The organism is Chryseobacterium oryctis (genome assembly GCF_025971925.1).
GTDB classification, from domain to species: domain Bacteria; phylum Bacteroidota; class Bacteroidia; order Flavobacteriales; family Weeksellaceae; genus Chryseobacterium; species Chryseobacterium oryctis.
In genome coordinates this window covers 1-24,097 of sequence record NZ_JAPDHV010000001.1, presented here as the reverse complement: position 1 = coordinate 24,097, position 24,097 = coordinate 1, and the positions used below count along the sequence as shown (strand labels likewise).

General features: G+C 35.4%; 31 protein-coding genes and 2 pseudogenes. 10 read left to right on the top strand and 23 right to left on the bottom strand.

Translation table 11 applies throughout. The features are described from left to right. Window positions 1-186 precede the first annotated feature (186 nt). The 5 genes from OH806_RS00150 to OH806_RS00130 all read left to right on the top strand — a co-directional run bounded on the left by OH806_RS00150 (window position 187) and on the right by OH806_RS00130 (window position 4,453). Window positions 187-1,659: a hypothetical protein gene (locus tag OH806_RS00150; RefSeq protein ID WP_264741664.1), complete on the top strand. Its 1,473-nt coding sequence runs from the start codon at window positions 187-189 to the stop codon at window positions 1,657-1,659. Window positions 1,660-1,720: 61 nt separating this feature from the next. Continuing rightward, complete coding sequence (locus tag OH806_RS00145) at window positions 1,721-2,896, top strand: RHS repeat domain-containing protein (protein WP_264741663.1); 1,176 nt, start codon at window positions 1,721-1,723, stop codon at window positions 2,894-2,896. Next, on the top strand, window positions 2,883-3,113 hold the full coding sequence (locus tag OH806_RS00140) for a hypothetical protein (protein WP_264741662.1): 231 nt from the start codon (window positions 2,883-2,885) through the stop codon (window positions 3,111-3,113). The genes OH806_RS00145 and OH806_RS00140 overlap by 14 nt, the downstream gene beginning before the upstream one ends. A 25-nt stretch (window positions 3,114-3,138) precedes the next feature. Further along, window positions 3,139-3,384: a hypothetical protein gene (locus tag OH806_RS00135; protein WP_264741661.1), complete on the top strand. Its 246-nt coding sequence runs from the start codon at window positions 3,139-3,141 to the stop codon at window positions 3,382-3,384. Between the two features lie 4 nt (window positions 3,385-3,388). After that, complete coding sequence (locus OH806_RS00130; RefSeq protein WP_264741660.1) at window positions 3,389-4,453, top strand: hypothetical protein; 1,065 nt, start codon at window positions 3,389-3,391, stop codon at window positions 4,451-4,453. Window positions 4,454-4,458: 5 nt separating this feature from the next. Here OH806_RS00130 and OH806_RS00125 read toward each other — a convergent pair whose 3' ends face one another. From OH806_RS00125 to OH806_RS16580, 3 genes are all read right to left on the bottom strand, one after another. Next, entirely contained in the window at window positions 4,459-6,147 is a 1,689-nt protein-coding gene (locus OH806_RS00125; RefSeq protein ID WP_264741659.1) for a hypothetical protein, read from the bottom strand. Window positions 6,148-6,230: 83 nt separating this feature from the next. Further along, a complete protein-coding gene (locus OH806_RS00120) occupies window positions 6,231-6,626 on the bottom strand; it encodes a hypothetical protein (protein WP_264741658.1) in 396 nt (131 codons plus the stop codon). Between the two features lie 254 nt (window positions 6,627-6,880). After that, window positions 6,881-6,955, bottom strand: coding sequence for a sigma factor-like helix-turn-helix DNA-binding protein (locus tag OH806_RS16580; RefSeq protein ID WP_406567585.1), 75 nt, complete (start codon window positions 6,953-6,955; stop codon window positions 6,881-6,883). Between the two features lie 264 nt (window positions 6,956-7,219). Between OH806_RS16580 and OH806_RS00115 the strand changes: the two genes are divergently transcribed. After that, window positions 7,220-7,483 (top strand): hypothetical protein, encoded by a 264-nt coding sequence (locus OH806_RS00115; protein ID WP_264741657.1) that lies wholly within the window; start codon window positions 7,220-7,222, stop codon window positions 7,481-7,483. Between the two features lie 459 nt (window positions 7,484-7,942). On the opposite strand, the gene OH806_RS00110 is transcribed toward OH806_RS00115, so the two are convergent. From OH806_RS00110 to OH806_RS00040, 17 genes and pseudogenes are all read right to left on the bottom strand, one after another. Continuing rightward, entirely contained in the window at window positions 7,943-8,206 is a 264-nt protein-coding gene (locus tag OH806_RS00110) for a hypothetical protein (protein ID WP_264741656.1), read from the bottom strand. A 270-nt stretch (window positions 8,207-8,476) separates the two neighbouring features. After that, on the bottom strand, window positions 8,477-8,674 hold the full coding sequence (locus OH806_RS16575; RefSeq protein ID WP_406567567.1) for a hypothetical protein: 198 nt from the start codon (window positions 8,672-8,674) through the stop codon (window positions 8,477-8,479). A gap of 21 nt (window positions 8,675-8,695) precedes the next feature. After that, a pseudogene (locus OH806_RS00105) lies at window positions 8,696-9,160 on the bottom strand (replication initiation protein). A gap of 611 nt (window positions 9,161-9,771) precedes the next feature. After that, a complete protein-coding gene (locus tag OH806_RS00100) occupies window positions 9,772-9,945 on the bottom strand; it encodes a hypothetical protein (RefSeq protein WP_264741655.1) in 174 nt (57 codons plus the stop codon). A gap of 102 nt (window positions 9,946-10,047) precedes the next feature. Further along, entirely contained in the window at window positions 10,048-10,215 is a 168-nt protein-coding gene (locus tag OH806_RS00095) for a hypothetical protein (RefSeq protein ID WP_264741654.1), read from the bottom strand. Window positions 10,216-10,854: 639 nt separating this feature from the next. Next, window positions 10,855-11,655, bottom strand: a pseudogene (locus tag OH806_RS00090) (DNA cytosine methyltransferase). Window positions 11,656-11,992: 337 nt separating this feature from the next. Further along, on the bottom strand, window positions 11,993-12,148 hold the full coding sequence (locus OH806_RS00085) for a hypothetical protein (RefSeq protein ID WP_264741653.1): 156 nt from the start codon (window positions 12,146-12,148) through the stop codon (window positions 11,993-11,995). A 72-nt stretch (window positions 12,149-12,220) separates the two neighbouring features. After that, window positions 12,221-12,397, bottom strand: a complete 177-nt coding sequence (locus tag OH806_RS16570; protein WP_406567584.1) for a DNA adenine methylase — start codon at window positions 12,395-12,397, stop codon at window positions 12,221-12,223. A 30-nt stretch (window positions 12,398-12,427) separates the two neighbouring features. Further along, entirely contained in the window at window positions 12,428-12,676 is a 249-nt protein-coding gene (locus OH806_RS00080) for a DNA adenine methylase (protein WP_264741652.1), read from the bottom strand. Window positions 12,677-12,955: 279 nt separating this feature from the next. Beyond that, window positions 12,956-13,651, bottom strand: a complete 696-nt coding sequence (locus tag OH806_RS00075; protein ID WP_264741651.1) for a hypothetical protein — start codon at window positions 13,649-13,651, stop codon at window positions 12,956-12,958. 33 nt (window positions 13,652-13,684) lie between these two features. Further along, on the bottom strand, window positions 13,685-13,990 hold the full coding sequence (locus OH806_RS00070; protein ID WP_264741650.1) for a DUF2958 domain-containing protein: 306 nt from the start codon (window positions 13,988-13,990) through the stop codon (window positions 13,685-13,687). A gap of 22 nt (window positions 13,991-14,012) precedes the next feature. Beyond that, on the bottom strand, window positions 14,013-14,267 hold the full coding sequence (locus OH806_RS00065) for a hypothetical protein (protein ID WP_264741649.1): 255 nt from the start codon (window positions 14,265-14,267) through the stop codon (window positions 14,013-14,015). 30 nt (window positions 14,268-14,297) lie between these two features. Continuing rightward, window positions 14,298-14,510 (bottom strand): hypothetical protein, encoded by a 213-nt coding sequence (locus OH806_RS00060; RefSeq protein ID WP_264741648.1) that lies wholly within the window; start codon window positions 14,508-14,510, stop codon window positions 14,298-14,300. A gap of 17 nt (window positions 14,511-14,527) precedes the next feature. Then, on the bottom strand, window positions 14,528-14,980 hold the full coding sequence (locus tag OH806_RS00055; RefSeq protein ID WP_264741647.1) for a hypothetical protein: 453 nt from the start codon (window positions 14,978-14,980) through the stop codon (window positions 14,528-14,530). 9 nt (window positions 14,981-14,989) lie between these two features. Next, window positions 14,990-15,568 (bottom strand): hypothetical protein, encoded by a 579-nt coding sequence (locus tag OH806_RS00050; protein ID WP_264741646.1) that lies wholly within the window; start codon window positions 15,566-15,568, stop codon window positions 14,990-14,992. Window positions 15,569-15,670: 102 nt separating this feature from the next. Further along, window positions 15,671-16,192: a hypothetical protein gene (locus OH806_RS00045; RefSeq protein ID WP_264741645.1), complete on the bottom strand. Its 522-nt coding sequence runs from the start codon at window positions 16,190-16,192 to the stop codon at window positions 15,671-15,673. A gap of 95 nt (window positions 16,193-16,287) precedes the next feature. After that, entirely contained in the window at window positions 16,288-16,533 is a 246-nt protein-coding gene (locus OH806_RS00040) for a hypothetical protein (RefSeq protein WP_264741644.1), read from the bottom strand. Window positions 16,534-17,166: 633 nt separating this feature from the next. Between OH806_RS00040 and OH806_RS00035 the strand changes: the two genes are divergently transcribed. The 4 genes from OH806_RS00035 to OH806_RS00020 all read left to right on the top strand — a co-directional run bounded on the left by OH806_RS00035 (window position 17,167) and on the right by OH806_RS00020 (window position 20,385). Further along, window positions 17,167-18,999, top strand: coding sequence for a type IV secretory system conjugative DNA transfer family protein (locus tag OH806_RS00035; protein WP_264741643.1), 1,833 nt, complete (start codon window positions 17,167-17,169; stop codon window positions 18,997-18,999). A gap of 71 nt (window positions 19,000-19,070) precedes the next feature. Beyond that, window positions 19,071-19,910, top strand: a complete 840-nt coding sequence (locus tag OH806_RS00030) for a replication-relaxation family protein (protein ID WP_264741642.1) — start codon at window positions 19,071-19,073, stop codon at window positions 19,908-19,910. A gap of 75 nt (window positions 19,911-19,985) precedes the next feature. After that, window positions 19,986-20,216, top strand: coding sequence for a hypothetical protein (locus tag OH806_RS00025; protein ID WP_264741641.1), 231 nt, complete (start codon window positions 19,986-19,988; stop codon window positions 20,214-20,216). Between the two features lies 1 nt (window position 20,217). Beyond that, the gene (locus OH806_RS00020) at window positions 20,218-20,385 is read left to right on the top strand and encodes a type II toxin-antitoxin system HicA family toxin (RefSeq protein ID WP_264741640.1); all 168 of its coding nucleotides are present in this window, start codon (window positions 20,218-20,220) and stop codon (window positions 20,383-20,385) included. Between the two features lie 113 nt (window positions 20,386-20,498). On the opposite strand, the gene OH806_RS00015 is transcribed toward OH806_RS00020, so the two are convergent. The 3 genes from OH806_RS00015 to OH806_RS00005 form a co-directional block, all read right to left on the bottom strand. Then, window positions 20,499-21,707: a site-specific integrase gene (locus OH806_RS00015; protein ID WP_264741639.1), complete on the bottom strand. Its 1,209-nt coding sequence runs from the start codon at window positions 21,705-21,707 to the stop codon at window positions 20,499-20,501. Between the two features lie 418 nt (window positions 21,708-22,125). Beyond that, window positions 22,126-23,397 carry a hypothetical protein gene (locus OH806_RS00010; RefSeq protein WP_264741638.1) on the bottom strand — a complete coding sequence of 424 codons (1,272 nt, stop codon included), beginning with the start codon at window positions 23,395-23,397 and terminating at the stop codon, window positions 22,126-22,128. A gap of 21 nt (window positions 23,398-23,418) precedes the next feature. Then, on the bottom strand, window positions 23,419-23,955 hold the full coding sequence (locus OH806_RS00005; RefSeq protein WP_264741637.1) for a YceI family protein: 537 nt from the start codon (window positions 23,953-23,955) through the stop codon (window positions 23,419-23,421). Between the last annotated feature and the right edge of the window lie 142 nt (window positions 23,956-24,097).

The window sequence follows — 24,097 nt, the reverse complement described above, 5'->3', positions numbered from 1 at the left end:
CTTCGCTCAAATACTCGAAATATTTAAATTAAAAAGAATAATGACTGTAAGATGCACCAGCTCGGGTGTGTTTTGCTTCATTTCTTTTTAAGGTTATTCGAGTAACCTGAGCGAAGGGTGAATGTCAATTCACACCTTTTTTATTTTCCCTGAAAATTAATAACTTAGCAAGACCACACAAATGATATGAAATTAATGACCCTTACTTTTTTAACAGTTTCTGTTTGGGGATTCTCACAGATTCCGAACTTCCCGAATATGAAAACCCCCGAAGCATCCAGCTTGGGCAATTATTCCAATCAGACCTTTAGCAATCCGAGATCTAATGTTCCAGCTGTCCCTAATAATTATCTCAACGGTAATCTATCCAAAGTCGAAGAGCAAAACAGAAGAATGGTAATGGAAGATTTCAAACGGGTGGAAGCAGAGGAAAAAGAAAGAAAGCGTCAGCAGTCAGAATTGAACAAGGATGCAGAAGAAATGAAATTTCGTGGATGGGTAGAAAATGGTAGAAGTATGTCTTATGATTTGCCAACGTATGCAGGGAAAGCAGGAATCCAATCCTATTATGATGCTTTTGATAAACTTTCTTCAATGGACTCAGAAAACTATTCATTGGCTGATGTTAATTTTACTGTTGAGAATGCTTTTTATGATAATAAAAGAGATTTAAAAAGTTTCAAATCAGGAATACAAAAAACGGCAAAACAACTGCTACAGAAAATGAAAGAAAGGAAGCAGGACACCGAAAGTGATGTTTCCAAAAACCTGATGATTTTTGAGTATTTCTCTAAGGATATGAATTTGGGAGGAACAACTCACAAAGCATTTGAATATGACTTCAAAGATTATCTCGGAGAAAAGGACTGGAGCAAAATGTTTGTTTCCAAACTGCTGAAAACAGGATCAGGGCAATGCCATTCCCTGCCTCAATATTATTTGATGCTAGCAGAAGCAATGGGAACAGAAGCCTATTTATCTTTAGCACCCAATCATTCCTATATTCGTTTTATAGATGATGAGGGAAAATTAAGGAATATAGAATTAACCAACGGAATGTTTTCAACTGATACATCTCTTTTGGAATCTGGGTACATAAAATCCGAAGCCCTGCAAAATAAAATCTATATGAATAACCTTACCAAAAAAGAACTGTTGGGAATGGCTTATTTTGATTTGGCGAGAGGATATGTTCATAAATTCGGATATGATGAATTTGTAAATAAAGTCATAGACAAAGCATTGGAACTTTATCCTAACGGAATCTCTCCGAATATGGAAAAGGCAAATGTCAGTCGGGCGAGATTGCTGTCTGTATTACAACGATTAGGAATTAATCCTCAAGATAAAAATGATTTGCAGAGAACAGGATATTTTCCAAAAGCGGTTGAACAGTTTAAGCAACTCAACGAACAGTTTAATACTATTGATAATTTAGGATATGCCGAAATGCCTGCCTCTGCTTATGAATCTTGGTTGGCAAGTTTGAAAACTGAAACCAGCAAACAGGAAAGCGAAGCATTAGCACAAAGAATACGTTTATACCAACTTCAAAAACAGAAAGAAAAACAGGAACAGGATGCTGTGAAAAAAGCACAGGAAAAGAAAAAGCAGGAGCAGAAACCGAGATATATCCCGATTGATCCAAGTAAATTATAAATACAAATGATTGAGCATAAAGATTTTATAAATAACTTTAGCAGATAAAAACCAAATGACTATGAAAAAAATATTATTTATTGCTTTTGCAATAATATCAGGATTTACACAGGCACAGGTCAAAAAGAAGACACAAACTACACAGAAACCCAAAGTAGAAAAGAAATGGGTAAATCCTGTAAAACTAACTAAAGAAGAAAGAAGCCGTCCTTATATGGATGAGGTTCTGAAAACAAAAGATTCACTTACTCCTGCCGAAGCGGAGAGACGTAGAAAGAATATTGCTATAGGAAACCCATTTGCCAAATATGGAGTTTATCCTAAAATTGCGACCTTAAGCAAAGGAAAATATTTAGAGTTTCACGATACAGATAGTATCGTTGTTATTGGCTCTGTACGATATAATACAAAAAAAGGAAGCATTATTGAAGTAAGAGAAGTTGATTTATCCGATCCTGATGCACAACCGATTGGCGATACTCACGGGCGATGGATTTCTCCTGATCCTTTGAGTGAGGAACACCCTGATTGGACACCTTATAGATATGGATTTAACAACCCTCTTAGATATGCAGACCCAACTGGACTGTTAGAAGATGATTATGTTTTTGATGAGCAAGGTAAATTTGTAAGGGTTGATGAGAATGACAAACCTGACCAATTAGTAATTGAGAATTCAAAAACAAAGAATCAAACAGTTTATCAATTTAATGATCCAAAAACAGATGTGGCGGCAATTAAATATAATATGAAGAAGTTTGGTGATGATTTTAAAAACCATCAATTTGTATTTTCAATTACCAATGATTGGATGTCTATTTTTGGAGGGGAAGCCGGTATTTATAAAAGATCTTGGCTCGATAGAAATATTTTTGCTATAACCGAATCACTTTGGGGGAATATGGATCCTTCATTTAGTCTTTTAGGTCCATTTTTAAATCAACAGGGAGAAGGAGAAACCTGGGATCCAGAAAAAGAGGTTTTAAAAGATAAAGGACCAATGTTTATATTTCAAGGTGACGGTTATCAGGTATATAATCATTTAGATGCGGGCAATTTTATATGGGGTCATTTTATGAATCATATTGGTTTTGACTTGACTGATACAGTAAAAGGAGCAAAAACCTTTAATAGTAATGATACAAAAGCGGATTTAAGAGCTATTAAAAATGGCTTTATGTTAAATAAATACAAACCAATATTTAAAAATACACCTATAAAAAATGGAGGGGACTAAAAATAAAAAAATTGTAAAAAGTATAACTATATTTATATTAATTTTTGCAGGATTATATTTTATTTATAGAGGTTATATCTATTGGAAATATACTGTTAATGGGGACGAAACAAAAGTTGACTCTTGGTATAAGAATAAGGATAGATTTAAAAACAATAATCCTAAGTTAAATTCAAAAAAGAAAAAAGATACTTTTGAAATCAAAAAGGATAATTAAGTGGATTATAATAAGTATCTCACTTTTGCTAACAGCTTATGCTTTGTATTGGGCATTCATCTATTGGAATTTTTATTTATTCAAAGAAAGAAATCAAATAAATACTTGGAACAAGAGAGTTGAAGAGTATAATAAAAAGCAAGAGAAAGGAAAAACTAAATTTGAATCTTGGAAAGATAATAAAGATAAACTTGAAAATAATAATCCTAAATTAAATTCAAAAAAAGAGTCCTCAAAAACTGATACAATTATTACTAATAAAGAAAATTAGAAAGATGAAAAGATATTTTTTCTTGCTTTATTTGTTGGTTAGTTTGGGTGCAAATGCTCAACAACAAGAAAATCACTTCTATACCGATGCTTATCAAACAATAGATAATATGTTGAATGATAGGCAAAAATATAGCTTCAAAGAAGCAGTATTTAATGTGGAGAATGCATATTATCAAGGAAGTCTGGATACGTTAGCTTTAAACAGAAAAGTTAAATTTTTAGGAAAGTTCAGCAAACAAATCATTGATAGTAGGGATTTAAAATATCCTGATAGAGACAAAGAAAAAGTAAGTAAATATGCTGCTATTTTTACAGTATTATGTCAAACAACTCCAGTTATCGTAAAGAATGATACTGTAAAATACAAACCCTTTACTTACGATTTCGAAGATGTGTTTGGACATAAAGAATTATCCAATCTCTTTGTATCAAAATTATTGGATACTCAAAAAGGCAACTGTAATTCAATGCCATATCTGTATAAAATTTTAGCAGAAGAATTGGGTGTTGATGCAAACTTGGCACTTGCTCCGAACCATGTTTATATCAAGCATAATATCAAATCTGTCGGTTGGTACAATACAGAGCTTACAAGTGGGATTTTCCCGATTGATGCATGGTTAATGGCTTCGGGGTTTATTCATTTAGAAGCCATCCAAAATGGCGTATATATGAAAGCCCTTACCAACAAAGAAAGTCTTGCTCTTCTTTTGGTAGATTTAGCAAACGCTTACAACAGGAATTTTCCTGATAATGATGGAAGTTTTCCTTTAAAGTGTGCAGAAAGAGCCATTCAGGTACATCCTTATTTAGCCAATGCTTTATTATTACAGGCAGAAACTCACACCAAGCAGTTTCAAAAAATGATGAAGGAGCAGAATGCAAAAGATATTCAGGCTACGATATCCAACCCCAAAGCTAAAGAATTATTTGATCTGATGAACAAGGAGTACACTCATATTCATAAAATAGGTTACCGCAGTATGCCACAAGAAATGTATCTTGACTGGTTGGTTTCTTTGAAAACCGAAAGGACAAAATATGAGGATACAAGGCTGAGCAAATAAAAAAATTATTTATCGTTTACCAGATAAGAAAACCTATTAATAAAGAGTTTCTCGTCAAACATACTATTAGAAAACCTACTGCTAAAAGGAGCTAACTTTTTACTGATTTTATTGTTAAAGGTTTGATATACTTCTCTTTCGGTATTGCCATATCCTTTTGCAATCATATTCATTTTTTTAATATGATCTTCCAAAAGTTCTTTAAAATTTTTATCTTTTGTTTTCAAATATTCTGCAAAAAATATCAGAGTATCTATATCTATGATTACAAGATCATTAACAATCAAATTTTTATGTATTTCAGGAAGATTATTACGAAGCCATTTATTCATAATATAGTTTATTCCCGGAATTTCTAATAGCCTGTCAGATAGTAGAAGAATCGGATATATTCTATGTTTTTTATTAAGATCGATTTCAGCATCATAAACAAATTCATTTTCAGAAATAGCCTTAATATGATTAATTAACTGACCAATCCCTATTGGTTTTTCGTTTGCCGGATTGACTAAAAATTTCTTTTTTAAAGCGTCAGTAATCTGCTCAATGTCTCCTGAAGTTTTAACTTCCTTTGCAATTAAAACATCTTTATACTCAAAAACAAAAATGTCATTATTATATCTGTAGTAGTAATCCGGTTCTTTCTCTTTACCTGAAGAACCGTTTTGCTTTATGTAATACTTTTTATAAAAAATATCATCCAATAACTTTTTCATCAGATATTCTTCTGAAAATTCTTTATTGTAAAAACTAAAAAAGGTTCTGTCCTTTTCATTTAGATTATTCTTTTTATTAAAACTTTCCTTCAAAATAAATTTAACACTTTTTGTAAACTTATCAAGTACAAAGAAAGGATCTACAATCGAATATGTAAATTCATCTATCTGATATAAAGGATGATTCCGTAGTGGCAAAAAATCAGTTTCCGCAATAATTTCATTTGATGTAAGAGATTGTAAGAAATTATTTGAATCTTCATCCTCTACTCTTAATTTAAACGAATTATTATTTTTGAAATGCAGTACCTGCACCAATAAAAAATCTACGTGGGCAGATAACTTTTCTACAGTATCCTGATTAAAATATTTGCATAAGTCTTCAATCAAATATTCGTATTCTTCTTTTGACTTTAGGAAATTTATAAGCTGTTCAAATTTGTACGAGGTAACATATCCAAGTTTTAAAAGCTCTATATTTACATCTTCATATACTCCAATATCAGCTGTCGAGAACTTCAAAGCTACAGATATTTCTGCAATTTTTTCGACACTGTCTTTGGTTATATCAAGTGTCAGATTATCATTTCTGTTAATATCTTCATTGATTACCAAAAATGCTTTAAACAAATTTAATTCTTCATCATCAGGATTCTCCTCATTCGTATTATTGATAATTAGCATTTCCTTATTGGATAGAATTGCTTCACTTAAAAACAATGCGGCTTCTCTTGAAACAAGAGTTATATTTCCTAAAATCTTTTTATTATATATGTACCGGGCAACAAGTCTATTTATTACTTGTTGCGTTGTTGGATTTGAGAAAAAATTATAATAATCGGGAAGATTATCCGTAGTGAAAAAGCCAATTATATTTTCAATAGTCTTTTTTGACAATCGTTTTAGATAATCAATAAGCTCTTCCTTTTCGGATTCAGGATAAATATGATTAAATTCTAAACGTATATCTACTCTCATAATAATATTGCAAGGTAATAAATGTACATAATATCCGAGATATTTCAAAAACTCCCATTGGAAAAACCAGTGGGAGTTTACGTTTAATTAGTGGAACAAAACTTTTTCAGATAATACTCTACCGTAGACCAGGATATACCTTCATCACGGTTGTGATTTTTAATCATTTCGTAAAGTGCTTTTGTGAACAGGCTTCTGTCAAAGGTCTTGTCCGATGATTTTTCTAACTCTTTGGCTTTTTGCTCGAAATGCTCCTCTTTCCAGATAATAACAGTTTCCAGATGAGTGAGCCTTTCAATAATCTCCTGATGCTTCAGGTTAGGAAAAACAGGAGTGCCGAGTTTTTGAGAAACCATAATCAATACATCACTTTTTTTCGGTGCTAAAGGGTGGGCTGCCATATTCCCGGCTTCCTGTCCGTCTTTCGCTTCTACCGTTCCGTACTCATACTTTACAAAATGAAATTTCTTGTTGTCCATAATACTATTTTTTTGATTGAACTTCCATCTTATATTTCAGAACAGGGTTTACAAGTGGAAGATTTACTTTTTAGATATTTTTTTCCACAAAAAAAATCCCATTGCGGGATATTTAGCTTTATTATAAATGTTATCTACAATAGTAGAAATATGTATTGTATACATATTGGGGCTGATTATACAAGTGCTTTTGATTTTCTTTTTCACTTTGCTCTCATACTGTAGACAGAAGACGGTCATACGATTTTGCGTATTCATTCGACGGAACGATTATATTTTTCTGCTATCTCGGACAGTGTCAGTTTTTCTCCAAATCTTAATCTTTTTATTTCTGTCTTTTCTCATTCAGATAATTGAGGTTTTATCCCTTTTTTTCTTCTCCATCTTTTCTGGATTTCTGTTTTGTGCATTGGGTCGGCAGAGAGTAAATGTTTTATTCTATTTTAGAAAGCATTATCAATTTTAATATGCTTATATTTAATAGAGTGTAGAATTGCAAGCCCGTGTATTATCTTGATATTTTCTTCCAAATCAGCATTATTCATATAGTCTACCCGTATTTTATATTCTCATTATGAGCATTATTAATGAAAATGGAAGGACAGGCATTAAAAAAGATTCTTCGCGTGATTGGTAATGAAGAGAAGGACAGCATAAGAAAAGAAGTAGCGAAAGAAATTCTCAAGCAAACAAATTGCATCCAGTTTTTTGGAAACCTTCTCCAGTATGAAGGCAGAGGGCTAAAGGTCAACTGTATGATTAACTCCCACGCTTTCTTTGACAAATATTATAATGAAATTGAGGCATTAAGGCAATTGTATGAAGCAGAAAACGGAGAGCCTGTTCCCATAGAATGAGACCTGAAAAACTCCCTTGCACGGTTTGCTTTTTTGGAAACCGCCTCACAATTGTATGTAGAACTGGAATTAGATTTATTATAAAAGATAAGCACTTCTCTCTTCATTACTCCTACTCCGGAATAATATTCCAATAAACATGGGGAAATTCCCTACATTCAGTACGGATTGTTTTAATATCGGTCTGTATGGTTTTAAGATATTGCAAAAATCCTCCGATTTCTTCCAGATACAAACCCCAATCCTCCGTAGAAATACTTTCCCTGCTTGTAAAATGGTTATAGGGAATATATACATAATATCCTCATGCACTTTCTTTAAAATCTTTAAATACGGAACCTTTGGACATATCAAAGCATCGAAACGGATTGGCAGCATTTCTCTGCATTGTACAGAAAATACAGTTTTGATTTTTCAGCACGTTTTTTATTTAAAGATAAATATTTTCATTTCCAATAATTATTGGTCGTACAATTCAAGCAGTTTCTTATCGACAAATACCTGAAGGAATTTATTAATCTTTCCGTTCTCAAGGTCTTTTTTCATCAGGGTATAAAGAAAATTTTCCTGATACGATTCGAGAACTTGAAGGATAAGTTCCTCTGTCATATACTGATCTCTCAATTTTTGGAGTTTTTCTTCACGGAGCTGGGTTTCTTTCTGTTTTGCTGACTCCTCTGCTTCTTTGGTCTTTTCTCTTTCATCTTTTTTCTCATTTTTCAATTTTGAATTTTCTATCTCCTGCTGGTAGAATCACTTATCCAATGCTTTTATAAAAAATCCTGCCTTATTATCGATCTTATTCTTTTTGAAATAGGTTTTACAATGCTCCAATGTATTAAAAATGTAATCTTCATCGTACTTTTTCAGGATTTCATTATTTATAACATCTTCAGACAGCCCGAAAGCCAGCATTTCACCGTGCCGTATTTTCTCCGGAGCCTCATTGTAGTCCTCTTCTCCGGTATCTTTATCGTTTAGGGGTAGTTTTTTTCATTGAGGTGTATTGGGATGAATAAAGAACTGTATTTTCTCCACACGTCTCGAATTTTCAGAAATTTCTTTAAATGTAAAACGAATATCCGTGAACATTTCCAAATCCTTCTGGCTTTTCAGTAAAATTTTCGTTTTGAAGTTAGAATATTTGCTATAATTATTTTCAACTCCTAAAATTTCTTTGAGTTCCTGCAAAGAGAATGTCTTTTGCTTAACTCATTCAAAAGTTTTGAGAAGTTCAAAAATTCTTATGGATGTTGCAGAGCCAATTTGAAGAATATTGGAAATATTATACAACAGAAATTTTGATTTGAGCTGGAGAAGATAGGGTTTAAGAATGGGATTAAAAGTCGCTTCGATGACTCCTCTGCCGGAAACTTCATACTTAAAACTGGACATCAGCGTACTTTTGATTTCCTTGTGTATTCAGTCTTCCTGAACAGGAATTACAATAATTTTCTTGAGCATAGAGGTTGTAATCTGCTGAATTTCGGCATATATGGTCTTGGATTTAAGATTGAAAGTTGCCATAATATCCTTTACGGCAATCTTATATGTTTTAAAATCTTCATCACGGTCATCAATCATACTCACAATAAGTGAAAAAAGACGAAGCTCCAATAAACTGAAGGAAAACTTTCCCATTACCAGCTCATGACTTTTCTTGACAAGTTGATTCATTAGCAACGATTTTGTTTAGGAAATAAATTTTAGAGTAAACAAGCTATATTAACAATCAACCGTTTATCGGCTACTCGGTTGGGCTACTGGTATCTTTCGCAGGTAGCCGTATTTATACCCCATTTTGGTAGCAATTCCCCGATTTGGTAGCAAGTAAGGTCTGTTTTGGTTATAATACAGTATAGTTTGGTAGCCGATACAGCCCGTACAGGTTTCTTTTCGCCCTGTTTTGGTAGCCTTTCGTCCCGCCATAGTTGCCGAAATCCTCTATTTCCGGCTCTGTACCAATACTTTGCCGTACGGTAAGTACTATAATATTTTAAATAATAAGACAACATTTATTAATAGAGAGAATAAAGCTGTTGTTGTTTTTCCTGTTTAATAAGTATTAAAATACTAATGAACACACTGTTTTTCAGTAGATTTCGACTAAAGAATCTCTGTATAAATCATAATATAAGGCTACTTTTTCGGGACAGGTTCTTCCGAACTTCGTTTACCCTTCTTTCGAGGATATTACTCCCCTTTCTGCTGAACTAAAACTGCAATTTGCCAAACATAACCAATAATACAAATCCGATTAACAGCAGGAACAAAGTAATAGAAGCGATTCAAAAGGCGGTGGCACGAATTGATATTTTTACATATTTATCAGACAATTCCATATGTTTAGTCTGGACATTATCTCTCTGTAATCTCAATTCCTGATTTTGTTCTTTAAATACTGATATTACCCATTGGCTGGCTTTAAGCTCTGCCTCTTTTTCTTTAATTTTGATTTGCAAATCAAAATTTTTCTGTATCACTTCCTGATGGGGTTCTGACTCCTCTGCTTCAAACGCCTTATCATTTTGATATTGTGTCTGACCAAAATTGAGTCTGCCTTTTCACAAAGCATCTGCCATTTTCTGTATATCCTCTTCCCTGATATAGACACTTTTCCCCTTTTCATTGATTTTGCTGACCAACTGAATATCTAAATTTTTTACCCGTTTGTAAAAAGTGGTCTGGCTGATTTCCAGCATTCTTTCTGCGTCTGCTTTTGGATAATCCATACTATGATATAACGAATTAAATACCTGATAACCATTAGTTATCACTCTATATAAACAACAGTTTGCACCATCATATTTCCGTTTTGAGTAACCCTTTTCAAATGATATTACAAGGGCGTTGCGTGGTTGTTACGAGGGTATTGCGAACCCGTAAGGAGTATATTCCGTGTTCGCAACATCCTCCTTCAAGGCACGGAACAAGGTCGCAACAGATACATTGCTGTCTCCCTTATTATAAAGATAAAAAGCCATAAATCAAGAGATTTTTCGTTTTCGCACTTCGTAAACCTTCAACAAAGGGTACATCAACCCGCATCAACCTTTGTACAGGTGCGGAAGATGCACGGAATAAGGATATACAAAGGTTGTTATAGGGTATTTTGCAGTAAGACAGAGGAGTGCGAAGATTCATTATAGCTCCACGGTTTACCCCGCAATAAGGGTGTAATACCCCTTGAAGAAGGTAAAAAGACAGCAGAGGAGTAACGGTAAAATAATTTTTACAAAAGGAATCCAAATTGGGGAATGTAAATCTTTTTTAATCCGTTATTTCTCGAACCATTGCTTTTTTATTTCATTGGCAATTCCTGCGGTCATTAGGGGAGGCACACTCATTCAGCAAACATAACGTACAGAGATTCAGCAGAAGTTAAAATCCAAAGGAAAACTGCTCATACGAATGTATTCGGTATCATTTAGATTGCGGGCCTGCTCATAATACAGGGTAGCACCGCTGCTGGTCAATGTGGGAGCCACAACGTGGTCGTAAACAATGCTGGTACTGAAAAACGCATTGTAAGTATTCAGTTTTCTGTATTTGGCATCAGCAAATTTCAGGCATTGGTCTCCGTATTCTACATAAGGTCGTCTCACAACTACAGATGGCCGGAGTGGAGGATGTGTAGTGGAATTTTTATCTGCAATCGAATCAAAGTATATCGGCAGCTCATCGAAATCCAAAACGAGTTCATCAAACTGTAAGTCTCTTCTTCTTCCGATAAAGAAGATGCGTTCACGAGCCTGCGGAACTCCCATTGTTGCTGAATTGATTCTGAATATCTGAACATCATAGCCCATACGGTTTAATCTTTCATAAATTTCGATGGCGTATCCCGTAGCTCTCCCTGCAATCAGTCCCGGAACATTTTCCATAACAACTACTTTCGGGAGGAGCTTTTGCACCGTATCACAGAATACAAAAACCAGCTCATCAAGGATTTGTTTCTTCTGTCATTCCTTAAATGATTTTTCCTGTCATCGGTTTTTTTCACGGGCTCACGCCATTGAAAACGTGCTGCAGGGAGGGGAGCCGTCCAGAATATCCAGATCATATAGTTCGCAGGGCAGGTCATTTCTTTGGTTGAACTCCCTGATATCTTCGTGGTAGAAATAATCAGGGGAGTGATTGGGGAGGTACATTTTTACCATTTTCTTGTCAATCTCAACACCTCAAAGATGGCGAAAGCCGGCGAGCTTATATCCCATCGTGGAGCCTCCGCCGCCAACGAATGTTCCAAAAACTTTCAGTCCGTTATTTTTTGGATAGCCTTTTGCCAGACTTCGGCGGTAGTTTGTATTTTTCATAGCCTTTTCTGAGTTTAGCAATTGAAATGTGCTCATTCTTAAATGCTTTCTGCCTGATTCTTTGTCTGATTCTGCGGAGGGTTCTGTTTTTCATAAAGCGAGCGGTTTTTTCTTGAGTAATAGAATTCATTATTTTTTATTTAAGGATAAAAAGTTACAATTGGCACACTGGTAAATTGTTGCATTGGTACATTTATATCGGATAATTCGCCACCAAAACCTCAGTTTTTCTTCTGTTTCCTCTTTTGCTCTTATGAGCTGCGGAAAGTGATTTGTCAAAAGTTTTTACATATCGGTTGTGCTTTTTGGCGAAATCCATAAGAAGTTGTGAAGGGTAGTTGGACAACAAAAAATTTCCTTTAATCTGTGAAAGTACAGTAAGGTCACGCTCCAGATGCTGGTGTGTATAACCTTCGTAATGTCACTGATGCACTTTTACGCCCAAATCGCTTGTATATGGAGGATCACAATAAAAGAAGGAATTTTCAGAGTCCCTGCTTTGGATTATTTTATGAGCTTCGTTACATTCAATCTGCGTATTGCGGAGACGCTCGGAGAGTTCCTCTCCAAAACGTTCTACTTTATTTTTAAAAGAAATTGCCGATTTTTCTTTGTCAAAACCCCGGCTTCACGCCTGATGCAGATAGCCCATATTACAGCTTACATAAAATGCCCAGGCTCTGATTACAGGCTGGTCATCGAATAATCGTGGGGAATTATAGATAATCATCGCCTTTTTGTATTCCTCCCTTGAATGCAGGGTAAGTTCAATTTTCTTTTTGAGTTCGGGAAATCTTGTTTTCAGAGTTTTATAAAAATTAATTACGTTTCCGTTGATGTCGTTAATAATCTCACAGGGAGCCGTTTCCGGTTTCATCCAAAAAATAGCTCATCATCCGAAATAAGGCTCACAGTAGACTTTGATATTTTTAGGAATAAGTGGAATAATTTCCTTTGCCATAACCTGTTTTCATCAAAAATATGACACTGGCGGCTTAAATGTAATTCTGCTTTGTAACATTTATATTTTTGTTTTTAGGAAATAATGCGTTTATGATTTAACGAAAACAGCCCGGCAAAAATCCGAGCTGTTAAGGAATAAATAATTGACCGAAAATTTTCGGTTAAGAATAGAGTGTGCTGTATGGAAAAACCTTTAGCGATGCTTTCTATTCTTACTTTTGTTTTTTGAGCCTGAAAAAGAGGAGTATTCTTCAGAAGCGTGTTCTTCTTCAATCTCCGGTTCATGTTCCAATCCTTGTTCTTCCGGATCGGATTCAGAAGTTTGTTCCTGATTTTCTTCTTCATACAATGGTTCGGCTGGTTCGTTTTCTGAATTTTCTGTTTGCGGAATATCCTCTTCAGCAGCAGGTTCATCTATATTTCCCGAAGCTGCTTCCTGTTCGGAAATATTTTCAGAAAATTCCTGAGAAACGGTTTCATTCTCAGCATTACGTTCAATTTCAGACAGTACTTCATTTTCCGTTTGAGTTTCCGGTAATTTTTCGGAATGACTATCCTCAGCAGAGGAGTGGGTGTTTTCAGGAATTGGCTGAGGATTGAGTTTTTGTTCTCTCTCTTCTTTCAGCCATTTTTCACACATATAGGTGATAATCTGGTAATCGGATTCTATGAGGTTTAAAATTCCCTCGTTCTCCAGTTCCAGTAAGTTCTTGTTGTCAGGCAGTTCCTGACCATACGTCTGTGAAACCATTTCCACCAGCTCTTTTCTTGTAAAGTATTTAATTAATACAGGACTGATGGTTTTAGATTCCAATGGTTGCTTTTCTGATGCTTTCTTTTTAAGCAGCACCGAAAAGATTTTCAGTAGGGATTGTTTGTTGTTATCCATTTGATTTAATTTTTGCTTGTTTTTTAATTTATACTATTGGAGTGATTTTTTCAGGTCATTAAACCGGATTTCCTCAAAGTAGGTATCCCTTTCGATGGTTAATTCAAAAGGTAATACGATGGATTCCATCTCATCAATGGAAAAATAACCCCACTCATCATGCATCATCCCCGTAACATAACCGAAGCAGATACGGGTTTGAGAATTATATTCCGAAGCATACCAAGTTTGTCCTCCTATCGGATTGAAAAACTTGGCAATGATTAACGGATTAAGATCTTCACTCTGACTGCCGATTTCGGCAAACCGCTTTTGAAGATGTTCTGTAATTAACTTCATATTATTTCTTGGTTGGGTATATTTATTTTATATGTTCATCCAGTCCCAATCTGCGGTAGATTTCGAGGTTGTGCTCAAAAGCTCCTTTACAGCGGAATCTGGGCTCCCTGTTTTCTCCTTCTGTGCCGTGGCAGATTTGGTGGGCTTGGAACAATGTCCTGCTTACAACTGCATCAGCCAGTTTGGGATCCTGCCATCTTCCATCTTTATCCGGTTTGAATGGACAGGTCGCACAAAAGTTTTTCATAACCGGAACTTTTTCAGGATCGATTTCCATTTTGTACTGTATTAAGGTTGATGTGAAAGGTTACTTCATCGGAATCCTGTAAATGATGATAAATGCATTGCCATCATCAACAGGAATAATTTCTTCAACAGTATTATCGTTGTCGTACAATGTTCCAAGCATGAAGTTCACAAATTCTTCAAAGGTCAGCGGAGCTTCTTCATACACTTCGAGATACTCGTTGTGCAGTTTTTTGTTGAGAAACAAAATCTGTTTAATATCCGGTGCTGCCATACTGGGTTTATTTTTGTTCATCGTTTGGAGTTAAACCATATTTCTTCTGCTTTGTCAAAGCCCACCCATTGGTGGTTTTCATCATAACCCCGCGAGGCGAGTTCGTAGCGGATGAATTTCTTTAGCGGAACATCAAACTTTAAAATGAACCGTAATAGTTCGCCATTCATTACAGAAAATGCTCCCGTAAGTTCTTCCCAATGAGACAGAGGATCGTAATCCATCCGAATAGTTCTGATTTTGTTATAATCAATCCAGTCATAATCCTCAGGAAGCGGATACTGAAATTCCATTTCCAGATCCATAAGCATCGCCTGATTGACTACCGCATAATTTTCTTCCGGTGCGTCTAATACACCAAATTGTTCTTTTTTCATACGGTTCTCAAAATTCTTCCATACGGCGAAGTCCATTGCTTTGGTCAGGTCATCGAAATGTTCAATAAAGGGTTCTTGCTTTTTTGTATTCATACATCGGGTTTAAAGTTTCATGAGCTTATATTGATTATCAGATCTCAGAGATGCGAGGACAGCCTTTGCTTCCGGTTCACGGTCATACAAACCCGTAACCGGCATAGTAATATATTTTTCCTGTTCAGTGACTCCCACATCGTAAATTCCGTACATGGCTTGGGGAATTCCCGCCTTTCTGCACAGAGCTTTGTAATTGCTGTGGTCGTACTCATCCCATTCCGATAATTCTTTTTCCATCAGATAATGGGTCTGGGTTCCCAACTGGTATAACAGGTTGTAAACTTTTGTTACCGTGACCGGATAGTCGGTTTTTTCCTCCCATTGTTCAATGATATAAGACAGGATATAGACATCGCCTCCGATGGCATTGAGAACTTCCTCTCTGTCCATTCCCTCTATTTCTCCAAGAGAAGAGGGGATTTTATTCATATAGAGCCATTTGAGAATTTCTACCAGATCTGCTTTTATGAAGAGTTCCGGCAGGATCGGGCAATATTCGTCTGTTTTCTCTTTCTCCAAATTTTGACGAAGCATTGTAAGAAAGCATAAGACCTGCAAACGGTCTTTTGTAGGATTTGTTTTCATTTTTGATAAATTTTTATTGGTTGTTTTTTTATAGAAACATCAGGCGGTAAACAGCAAGTGTTTCCACCTGCTGTCTACGGTCTGCTGTTTTCTTTTCCGTTTCTATTTTTGTTCCCATTTAAGCCTGCACCTGATAATGAATTCATCACCATACGGCAGATTATTAAGTGGGAAAGACAGAAACAGGAGTACCGGATAATATTCCGGATTTTCCCGATCTTCCTTGCACAAATCAAAGAAGCGGTCTTCAGGAGTAATTCGTTTTTTGTTGAAACCTGTATAGACTTCAAAGGTGTTTTTATCGAAGTCTATCACATAAGCCCATTCACAGAAAAGGCTGTCCGATGCAAACTCATAAGAATTGGCAAGAACAATTTCCGGCTGATCCTTGAGTGTCAGGATTTTTTCAAGAATTTCTCCTCCCAAATCACGGACGAGTAAAGGATATTCATATGTAAACCTATTATATTGGTCATTATTCATCCAGCCGTCTTGGGCTCCGATTGAGTTGAGAAATTCCTGAACCTTCCTGATATCCTCTTCATTCTGAAATCGTACTTTGGGAAGCACCTGCTTCAGTTGCTCTACGTTCTCATCTTCCAAAAGGAAATTGAGAATGGTCAAACCCTGACCTTCAGGGTATCCGTCCCACTGACCGTACTGGGCAATTTTTATTTCGCCCCCGTACTTTACTATAGTTAAGTTTCTTGTTCCCATAGTTATTCCTGGTTTTCAATTTCAGAATATTCGGAGTCGTTCTCGTCCGAAGGTTCGCAGTATAAAAGAAGTGTAGCCAGAAGATGATCGTAGTCTCCTTTTTTGCATTCCTCCACGACGAGGTCGATTTCCTGATGTGTCCAGCCCTGCCTGCGGGCCTCCCGACCAAATTTGCCTAATAAAACAAAGGCGTTACCGTCAGTCCCGGACAAATCCAGATTGACGGTTTTGTTGACTAATTTTTTCATTGGGTTGATTGTTGTTAGTTGGTTGTTTTTTACTTTTTACATTGGTTAATTAATTTTTCGTTTTACTTTGAGTTGTAGTTTTTGAAGTCATGACTTCGTTTTTTTGTTTTGGATTTTGTTAATAAGAATTCTTAAAAGAGATATTGTGTCGACGTTCTGTCATATAAGGATGTGGGTTTTTTAATGCAAGGGGATTTGTGATTTTTGGCTTGACTACTTTAATAATCGATATTTTTCCTGCGAATTTTTTTAAGCAGGGAAAATATCGATATTATATCGGGGAAAAACTGGCGTAATTTTTGATGGATAAAAGGAAATCAGCATCCTTTAAGTCGTATCCATACGGACGTTCAATAGGGTAATAATAAGGGTATTCCAAAACCCCGATTTCCAACTGCTTGACTTTTTACATTTTTAATGCCGGACGAAACACCTTGTTGACAGGAATATCAAAAAAATAGTCTTTATCACGACATCAACTTGACTTCGCCTTTGCCAATCCATATGTGTCCCTGTGCTGTGAGCAGCAGTTCCGGCAGCAGATAATCAGACTCTTATTGTTTTTCTTTTTTATCAAAGGCTGTGAATTACTGCTTACAGCAACTATAATATCAACACCCAAAAAACCAAATTATGAATATTGAAGATGTACAACACTGGAACACCAATGCTTCCTTATGGAAGATTACTGATTATTCAACTATTGAAGTTGGAAACTATATTTTAGGAGAGTTTCCCGAAATAAGAGAAGGACTTTTGGTAAAACATATCATAAAAACAGATACAATGCTGGAGAAGCTCCCTATAGATTCTCCGCAGTATCTTATAAGGTTGAAAACCCGTTTTATTTCTTTTGCAGAATATCTTTCGCTTTTGGAATCCCATCTACCGACTTCAGGAACAAATTCAGGAAAAGCATATTCTAAAATATCCGTCCATGCAAAACAATACTTTGAGCTATTGAAAAAAAGCAAATATTCTTCTTTACTTTTTGATACTGCCGACCATGAAAAAAATTACCTTGAGCTTTTTAAACTATTTCTACCGCACGCCAAAGACTTTTTCTTTTCAGGGCGTCCGGTTCCGCTGAAACTTAAAGATTTAGAAAGACACGCTGTTATTACGGGAAAATCAGGTTCGGGAAAAACGGAACTGATGAAAGCCCTGTTTATGCAGATTCAAAAGCATACCCACGAGAAGCAGCAGGCATCACTCGTGTTTTTGGATGTTCATGGCGATGTGACTGAAAGTTTGCTAACCCTCCGTCTTAACCAACAAAAGCCGGAACGCCTTATCTATATAGAACCGAGCTTCAGCAGGGATAAAGTTCCCAGCATCAACCCCTTTTATCATAAAATTTCTGATCCTGTAACAGCGGATCTGATGTGTCAGCAATTCTGTAAAGCATTTATGGAACTAATGGGGGATGCTGGGCTGTCTTTACACATGGAAGTATTGCTAAAACCCTGTCTGTATGTATTGATGAGCAATGGTAATTTCGGACTTTCAAATTTGCTGGATTTTTTTGATGATAACAGAAATGAAGAATTAATCGAATTGGGTAAAAAATCTTCGCACCACACCTACCGCGTATTTTTTGAGTCAGCCTTTTCCAATAAAAAGTATGCACTGACTAAATTGAGCATCTATTCAAGATTGCAAAGCTTATTGAACCATTATGTTTTTTACCAGATGCTTAACGGTAAACCAACGATTGACTGGGAAAAAGCATTGAATGAAGGCAAGGTCATTCTTATCAATTTAAGCAAAGGGAAAATCGGAGAGCAGAGCAGTAAGGCACTCGGGAAACTGATTGCCGCAACTTTACTGAGCATTACATTAAAGAGAGCGTTCCAACCGGAAAGTAAGAGGAAAAAAACCTTCCTGTTTGTAGACGAGTTTCACAATTTTGCTTCGGAAACCTTTGAAACTATCTTCAGTGAAAGCAGAAAATATTGTCTTTTTTTAGTCTGTGCAAGTCAGGCGATGACGCAGTTTCCGGTTTCACTGAGGGATATGATTCTTAATTGTACTGCCGTAAAATTACTGGGTATCAATGGAATGCCTGCCCTGAAAGCACAGGCGGGGGATTTCGGGTTGTCATACAGTCAGCTGCAGGAACTCGAGCCGTATTACTTTTATCTGAAAGTAGATCATTACAAAACATTAAAAATAAAATCTCCGGACTTTTTGCTGAAGCATCCGAAACATTATTTCTTATTGCCAAAAGAAATTAAATCGTTAAAAGAATATTGCCTGAACCAAAGCGGAGCATATCGTCCGGCAGATACGACCGTTTCGGAATTATCAAAAAATAATCTTCCTGAAAAGCAGACTGCACCTGAAAAAAAAGAACCTGAACCTTCATCATCATCTTATGAAGGTACACCATCTCAAACAAAAAAAATCCCAACGAAAAATGAATCTTCTCCAAAAGAGGGGATTCCTGTGAAATACAAATTATAATTAAAGAGGCAGAGAATTCGGTTTCCCACTTCTAAAATCAAATCTCTATTTCATAAACAAAAACAAAAAATATGAAGACAAAAAACATTATAACTCCGTCAATGGAGAAAATTTTGGTGAATTTAGGGCAGTTCAAATATTTAACTGTATCACAGATGCTTCGTCTTGATATTATGAAGGGCAGGAGAAATTTGAACAGGAAGCTCGCGGAATTAAGGCAGTTATCAAAACCTTTGGTACAAAACCTGTCATTCAGCGTCCACCCTGTGGAAGGTAAGCTGGAACACATTCATTTTTTAACACCTTATGGAGCAGAGCAGCTCAGGGAATATTATGGAAACCGTTTTCCTGTAAGATATCCGAAGAGTAACTCTCCTGTATTTGGCTTTGATTATTTCCATCGTCTTGCGGTCATAGATTTTGAAATTTCACTCAGAATATTTGCTGAGAAGAATGATTTGGGTATTGTGTTTTTTACCACTTATTTTGACAAAGTTTCTACGGAGAAAGAAAAAGGATACCGTGCAGCGTCTGCCATTATGATAGACCGTACAAAGTATCTTATTGCTGATGCCGTATTTATGATGAATACGCCTTACAGAGAAGATCTATATGCTTGTGAGGTGTTTTTAGACAGCGATGTTGCAAGGGTTTTGTCAAGCATAAGACAGCATCTGAATGTGCTGGCAAGCGGAAAATTTTCCGAGCAGTATAAGATCGACTACGGAAGCCGTCTGCTTTGTATTTTTAAGCATAAAAATGTGATGCAGAAAGTTATGGGAAAACTTTATAAAGATATGGATTTCAAACAGGCACAAAAGCATATCTTATTTAAAGCAGCCGATGAGCTGGACGTTGAGATGTTTTTTGACTGGAAATACTGTGACGGAAGTGAAGCAAGTCTGTTTTAATTTCCTGATAAAACAGGTGTTGAAATAAAATTTAATTTGCTTACAATATCAATATTTATTCTGTACCAAAAGCAAATGGCTGCAAAAAATTATGAATTGAAAATTCGTAAAATGCAGGAAGGTAAAGAGATTTACTATCTGGGGTCTATAGATGGGCTAACCGGATTTTTGGTCGAAGGGGAAACAATTGAGAAGGTTAAGGAATTGGCTCCGTTTATACTAAAAGACTATTTGGAAGCAGTTGAGGAAATGAAAAAAGTGAATCAATTCAGAAAAAAATTACAATTTAGTCTTCAAACGGCATAGTATGGGAGTCCGAAATTCATTTTCCAGAAAAGAAGTAATAAAGTCATTAAAAATTTTAGGTTGTGTATTCGTAAGGCAAGGGAAAGGTTCACATGAACTGCGATATAATCCGGATACAGATGCTACTTTTGTTCTTGCTTTCCACGCAGGGAAGCCAATGAAAGAATGAACGTTGAGAGCGGTTCTGGCTGAAGCAGGAATTGATGAAAAAATATTTTTGAAAACATCCGGAAAAATAAATTAGATATTGCCAAACCTCATAGGTGTTATGACTTAGAATAATCAGAACCCAATCACATTATCAAGAGCTTCGTCCATATCTTTATGAATAAAGTTGGACTGGTAATTTACCGTTGTTGTAATAGAGGAGTGACGATATAATTTTTGCAGCATCTGGATTGAGATTTTATCCCCCGAAATATTTCCGAAAGTGTGGCGGGAAATGTGCATCGTTATTTTTTTGTCGATTTTTGCTTTTTCGGCAATTCGTTTTAAATATTTGTTTAACGTTTTATCGGCATTGCTTGTAGCACTGGTAATTGCTTTTTTGTTCTTTTCATCAATCCCTTTTAACTCCGGAAATATATAATCGTTCTTAGATGTTTTATTTTTTTCGTAGTGAGCGAGTATTATCAAAATTTTATCGGGAATTTTTAGCGAAACCAATTTTTGGTTTTTATTCATTCTGTACTCCAATCTTCCGTCCTGTATTTCAGACCATTTCGTTTTCAAAACATCAGCAACCCGAATTCCTGCCAAATAAAAACTGAACAACCACACATTTCGGGAGTGCCATTCTTGTGAACCAATCTCCAAATCCAACGCCTCGATTTTTTTCACTTCCTCTTCAGTTAAGCCCACTTTTTGAGTTTCAGGAAACTTGATTTGAATTTTATTTCTTCCGAAAGGATAATGCTTACCATCAACAATTCCGTCTCTGATAGCAGAATTGTAAATGGTTCGAATGATGATTAAATAATTAGTGATAGTTCTTTCGGAGAGCTTCTTTTCCAGAAGAAGATGGTTTTGAAAGGATTTGAGAAGCGGAACGGTGATTTGTTCCAAAGAAAACTTCTCGCAATTGAGAAAAGATTTGAAATAATTGATTCTCGGTTTGTCGGCATTCAGTTGATTGAATTTTCCGTGCTGTTCTAAATTATTCAGGTAATCTTTTGCAAGACTAAAGAAATCGCTATCGGCATTGGTGAGTTTTTTCCGAATGGCTTTTACATCTTTTGTCTGTCCTCCAATATCCATATCGATGAGCTTTGCTCCCGCTTCAGCAATTTTCTTGTCGATGAGATGATTGAGCCGCTTGGAATTAGGATGACTTTTCTTGACTCGCTTTGTTTTCTCGTCCCAATCTTTCTTATCAATATAATGTTCGAGATTGATGAACGTAGATTTTCGGTTGTTAGTAATGCGAAGGTAAATAGGATATTGTCCCTGTTTGTTCGCTTTCTTTCGTAATATGGCACAAATAGTAGGCATAAATAGAAATTATTTAGGTTGGACATCAATTCAAATACATTAATCATCATAAAATGATTAAACAGAATTTCATAAAAGTTTTATCTTTGAATAAAGAATACGGTTGGTATTATGAGTAAATACACAGGATTCCGTGGCTTTATTATAATGCTAAATTACGTAGGAAATTTGACACACGCAAGTATAATTATCTGAAAGTGAAGGAAAAACGTGTATGTTTTGGGTACAACATAGGTACAACATTTTGCGGTTTTCGTTGGTTTTTATTGGTTTCTTATGGAATTAAAAAATTACGTAAACTCCCCATTTTAGGGCAATATTGAGCATTTTGAACCACTCTTAAATGAATTCATAACTCTGAGTTTTATAATCGGGAAAATGTTCTATTAAAACATTTTCCCGATGAGTTGGCTAAATTTTAGAAAGAAATTGCGGCTTCTAAAACAAATCCGTTGAATTTTCCGTCATACAGAATGTTTGAAGTAGGATATCCGTCGTATTTTTGATTAACGTATTCTGCTTTGGCAAGAATGTTTTTTGTCATAAACCAGCCTCCGCCAATATTAAATCTTGAAATATCTACTTTGTTTCCTGTTGCCAATTCTCCTTTTACCATATTGTATCTTCCTCCGACATAAAGATTGTCGTTATTTCCGAATCTGTAAAGAAGCTCTGCTGCATACTGATTCCATGTTCTTCTGTCTGTTTCTGCAAAGTTTCTTCCTGAAGCAGTTTCAAAAGTTCCGAAAAATTCAAGACCTTTATATCTTACAAATGGGTTGATCATGAAAGATGTTACTTTGTTTTTAAAATCCGGAACAATTTGTCCTGATCTGAAGTTTGCAGAAGATGTTGCTGCTGCATTTTCCATTACATAATAATATCTAGAACCAGCTCTATCTCCATCATAGAAATCTAATCGTTGTGTATGAGCGGCATTGTAAACAGAACCTGTTAAACGAACTCTCAAATCATTGTTGACTTGTTTGTCATAGCCAACTTTAGCGTATACAGAAGGGCTTGTTCCTCCGGTTGCATTCTGATTAAGTCTTCCGTTTGTAACACCCGCCATTCCGATAAAGTCATTTTTTCTATAATAAAGCTCAGCAAAAATCATTGTAGCATAAGCATCCATCAAATAATTTCCAACAAATGGGTTTTGTGTTGTGTAGGCATTGTCACTTCTTCTAAAGTGCGCATCACCGTAGTTGATTTCGTCATGACCAAATTTAATGGTCGCATGTTTCATGAAATCACTTAAAAAGTCCTTTTGAATGAAATCTAATTTATCAATCTGGATATAACCTCCTTTTACATAAGTTTCATTGTGGTGACGAGAAGATAAGAAGGTTCTTAAATGTAAATTAATACCATCATATAATGCCACATCAATATCTAAATTAGCAGTAGGAAGGTTAAAATTGTTCCCGATATTGTATAGTTGGGTTGCAGGAACAGATTGATCTGCGCCACTTTCATGCTTGATTCCCTGGAATTGTAGAGCAAAAGCTCCTCCGACTCTTACTTTAAGTTTTTCAAAAGTAGTTACGGAATCTTTTGGGTTTTCAAATGTATTTATACCTCTTTGGTCTCTTGGTTTTAGATTGTCTAAAGGAAATTGTTGGGCATTTGCAAAATTAGCCAACATGATAGCTCCTAATATTCCTATTTTTAGATAGTTTGATTTCATAATGCTTAATTTTTATAGTTTTTATTCTGCTGTAATGTTTACTTTTACGGTTACTTCATCACCTGTTTTCACTCCCATGAACCCTGGTCTGCTCATTCCGAAATCTGAAAGTTTTAGGGTTTCTGTCCCATCAATCACGTAAGTTTTTTCTTTTTTAGTAACATTAACGGGAAATGTGATGTTTTTAGAAACTCCAGCTATTGTTAGCTTTCCTGCAACGTTGCTTTTTCCTAGGCTTATTGAAGAAGCTGTAAATGTGATATTTGGACTTTGTGTTGCTTTTAACGCATCATAAGCTTTATTGTCCATCATTTTACCTTTTTTGCTTTTCAGGTTTTTTGCGGGCATTGTAAAAGTTGCATTAGAAATGGTATTTCCGTTTACAGTTCCTGAAAAAGTAGCGGCAGAACCATTCATTTCCCAATCATGGAGACTTGAAGTTCCTGTCACTATGATTGTTGTTGTTTTTTGATTGATTTTTTGAGCATTTGTATATTGAGAAAAAAACAATGCTCCACATAATACAGTTGTGTTTAATAAAATTTTTAAATTTTTCATTTCCTTAGATATTTATCAGTTATATTATTTTTATATTGATTTTTTGTTTATATAAAGTTAAATATATTAATTTTTTTACACTAATATTAATGTATGATATAAATCTTTTTGTTTTTTATGATTATTATATTGTTATTTATTT

What these genes read in the sequence shown, in the direction of transcription:
- OH806_RS00150 (WP_264741664.1), top strand. Translation starts at nt 187, where the DNA reads ATGAAATTAATGACCCTTACTTTTTTAACAGTTTCTGTTTGGGGATTC.
- OH806_RS00145 (WP_264741663.1), top strand. Translation starts at nt 1,721, where the DNA reads ATGAAAAAAATATTATTTATTGCTTTTGCAATAATATCAGGATTTACA.
- OH806_RS00140 (WP_264741662.1), top strand. Translation starts at nt 2,883, where the DNA reads ATGGAGGGGACTAAAAATAAAAAAATTGTAAAAAGTATAACTATATTT.
- OH806_RS00130 (WP_264741660.1), top strand. Translation starts at nt 3,389, where the DNA reads ATGAAAAGATATTTTTTCTTGCTTTATTTGTTGGTTAGTTTGGGTGCA.
- OH806_RS00125 (WP_264741659.1), bottom strand. Translation starts at nt 6,147, where the DNA reads ATGAGAGTAGATATACGTTTAGAATTTAATCATATTTATCCTGAATCC.
- OH806_RS00120 (WP_264741658.1), bottom strand. Translation starts at nt 6,626, where the DNA reads ATGGACAACAAGAAATTTCATTTTGTAAAGTATGAGTACGGAACGGTA.
- OH806_RS00115 (WP_264741657.1), top strand. Translation starts at nt 7,220, where the DNA reads ATGGAAGGACAGGCATTAAAAAAGATTCTTCGCGTGATTGGTAATGAA.
- OH806_RS00095 (WP_264741654.1), bottom strand. Translation starts at nt 10,215, where the DNA reads ATGGATTATCCAAAAGCAGACGCAGAAAGAATGCTGGAAATCAGCCAG.
- OH806_RS00080 (WP_264741652.1), bottom strand. Translation starts at nt 12,676, where the DNA reads ATGAAACCGGAAACGGCTCCCTGTGAGATTATTAACGACATCAACGGA.
- OH806_RS00075 (WP_264741651.1), bottom strand. Translation starts at nt 13,651, where the DNA reads ATGGATAACAACAAACAATCCCTACTGAAAATCTTTTCGGTGCTGCTT.
- OH806_RS00070 (WP_264741650.1), bottom strand. Translation starts at nt 13,990, where the DNA reads ATGAAGTTAATTACAGAACATCTTCAAAAGCGGTTTGCCGAAATCGGC.
- OH806_RS00065 (WP_264741649.1), bottom strand. Translation starts at nt 14,267, where the DNA reads ATGGAAATCGATCCTGAAAAAGTTCCGGTTATGAAAAACTTTTGTGCG.
- OH806_RS00060 (WP_264741648.1), bottom strand. Translation starts at nt 14,510, where the DNA reads ATGGCAGCACCGGATATTAAACAGATTTTGTTTCTCAACAAAAAACTG.
- OH806_RS00055 (WP_264741647.1), bottom strand. Translation starts at nt 14,980, where the DNA reads ATGAATACAAAAAAGCAAGAACCCTTTATTGAACATTTCGATGACCTG.
- OH806_RS00050 (WP_264741646.1), bottom strand. Translation starts at nt 15,568, where the DNA reads ATGAAAACAAATCCTACAAAAGACCGTTTGCAGGTCTTATGCTTTCTT.
- OH806_RS00040 (WP_264741644.1), bottom strand. Translation starts at nt 16,533, where the DNA reads ATGAAAAAATTAGTCAACAAAACCGTCAATCTGGATTTGTCCGGGACT.
- OH806_RS00035 (WP_264741643.1), top strand. Translation starts at nt 17,167, where the DNA reads ATGAATATTGAAGATGTACAACACTGGAACACCAATGCTTCCTTATGG.
- OH806_RS00030 (WP_264741642.1), top strand. Translation starts at nt 19,071, where the DNA reads ATGAAGACAAAAAACATTATAACTCCGTCAATGGAGAAAATTTTGGTG.
- OH806_RS00025 (WP_264741641.1), top strand. Translation starts at nt 19,986, where the DNA reads ATGGCTGCAAAAAATTATGAATTGAAAATTCGTAAAATGCAGGAAGGT.
- OH806_RS00020 (WP_264741640.1), top strand. Translation starts at nt 20,218, where the DNA reads ATGGGAGTCCGAAATTCATTTTCCAGAAAAGAAGTAATAAAGTCATTA.
- OH806_RS00015 (WP_264741639.1), bottom strand. Translation starts at nt 21,707, where the DNA reads ATGCCTACTATTTGTGCCATATTACGAAAGAAAGCGAACAAACAGGGA.
- OH806_RS00010 (WP_264741638.1), bottom strand. Translation starts at nt 23,397, where the DNA reads ATGAAATCAAACTATCTAAAAATAGGAATATTAGGAGCTATCATGTTG.
- OH806_RS00005 (WP_264741637.1), bottom strand. Translation starts at nt 23,955, where the DNA reads ATGAAAAATTTAAAAATTTTATTAAACACAACTGTATTATGTGGAGCA.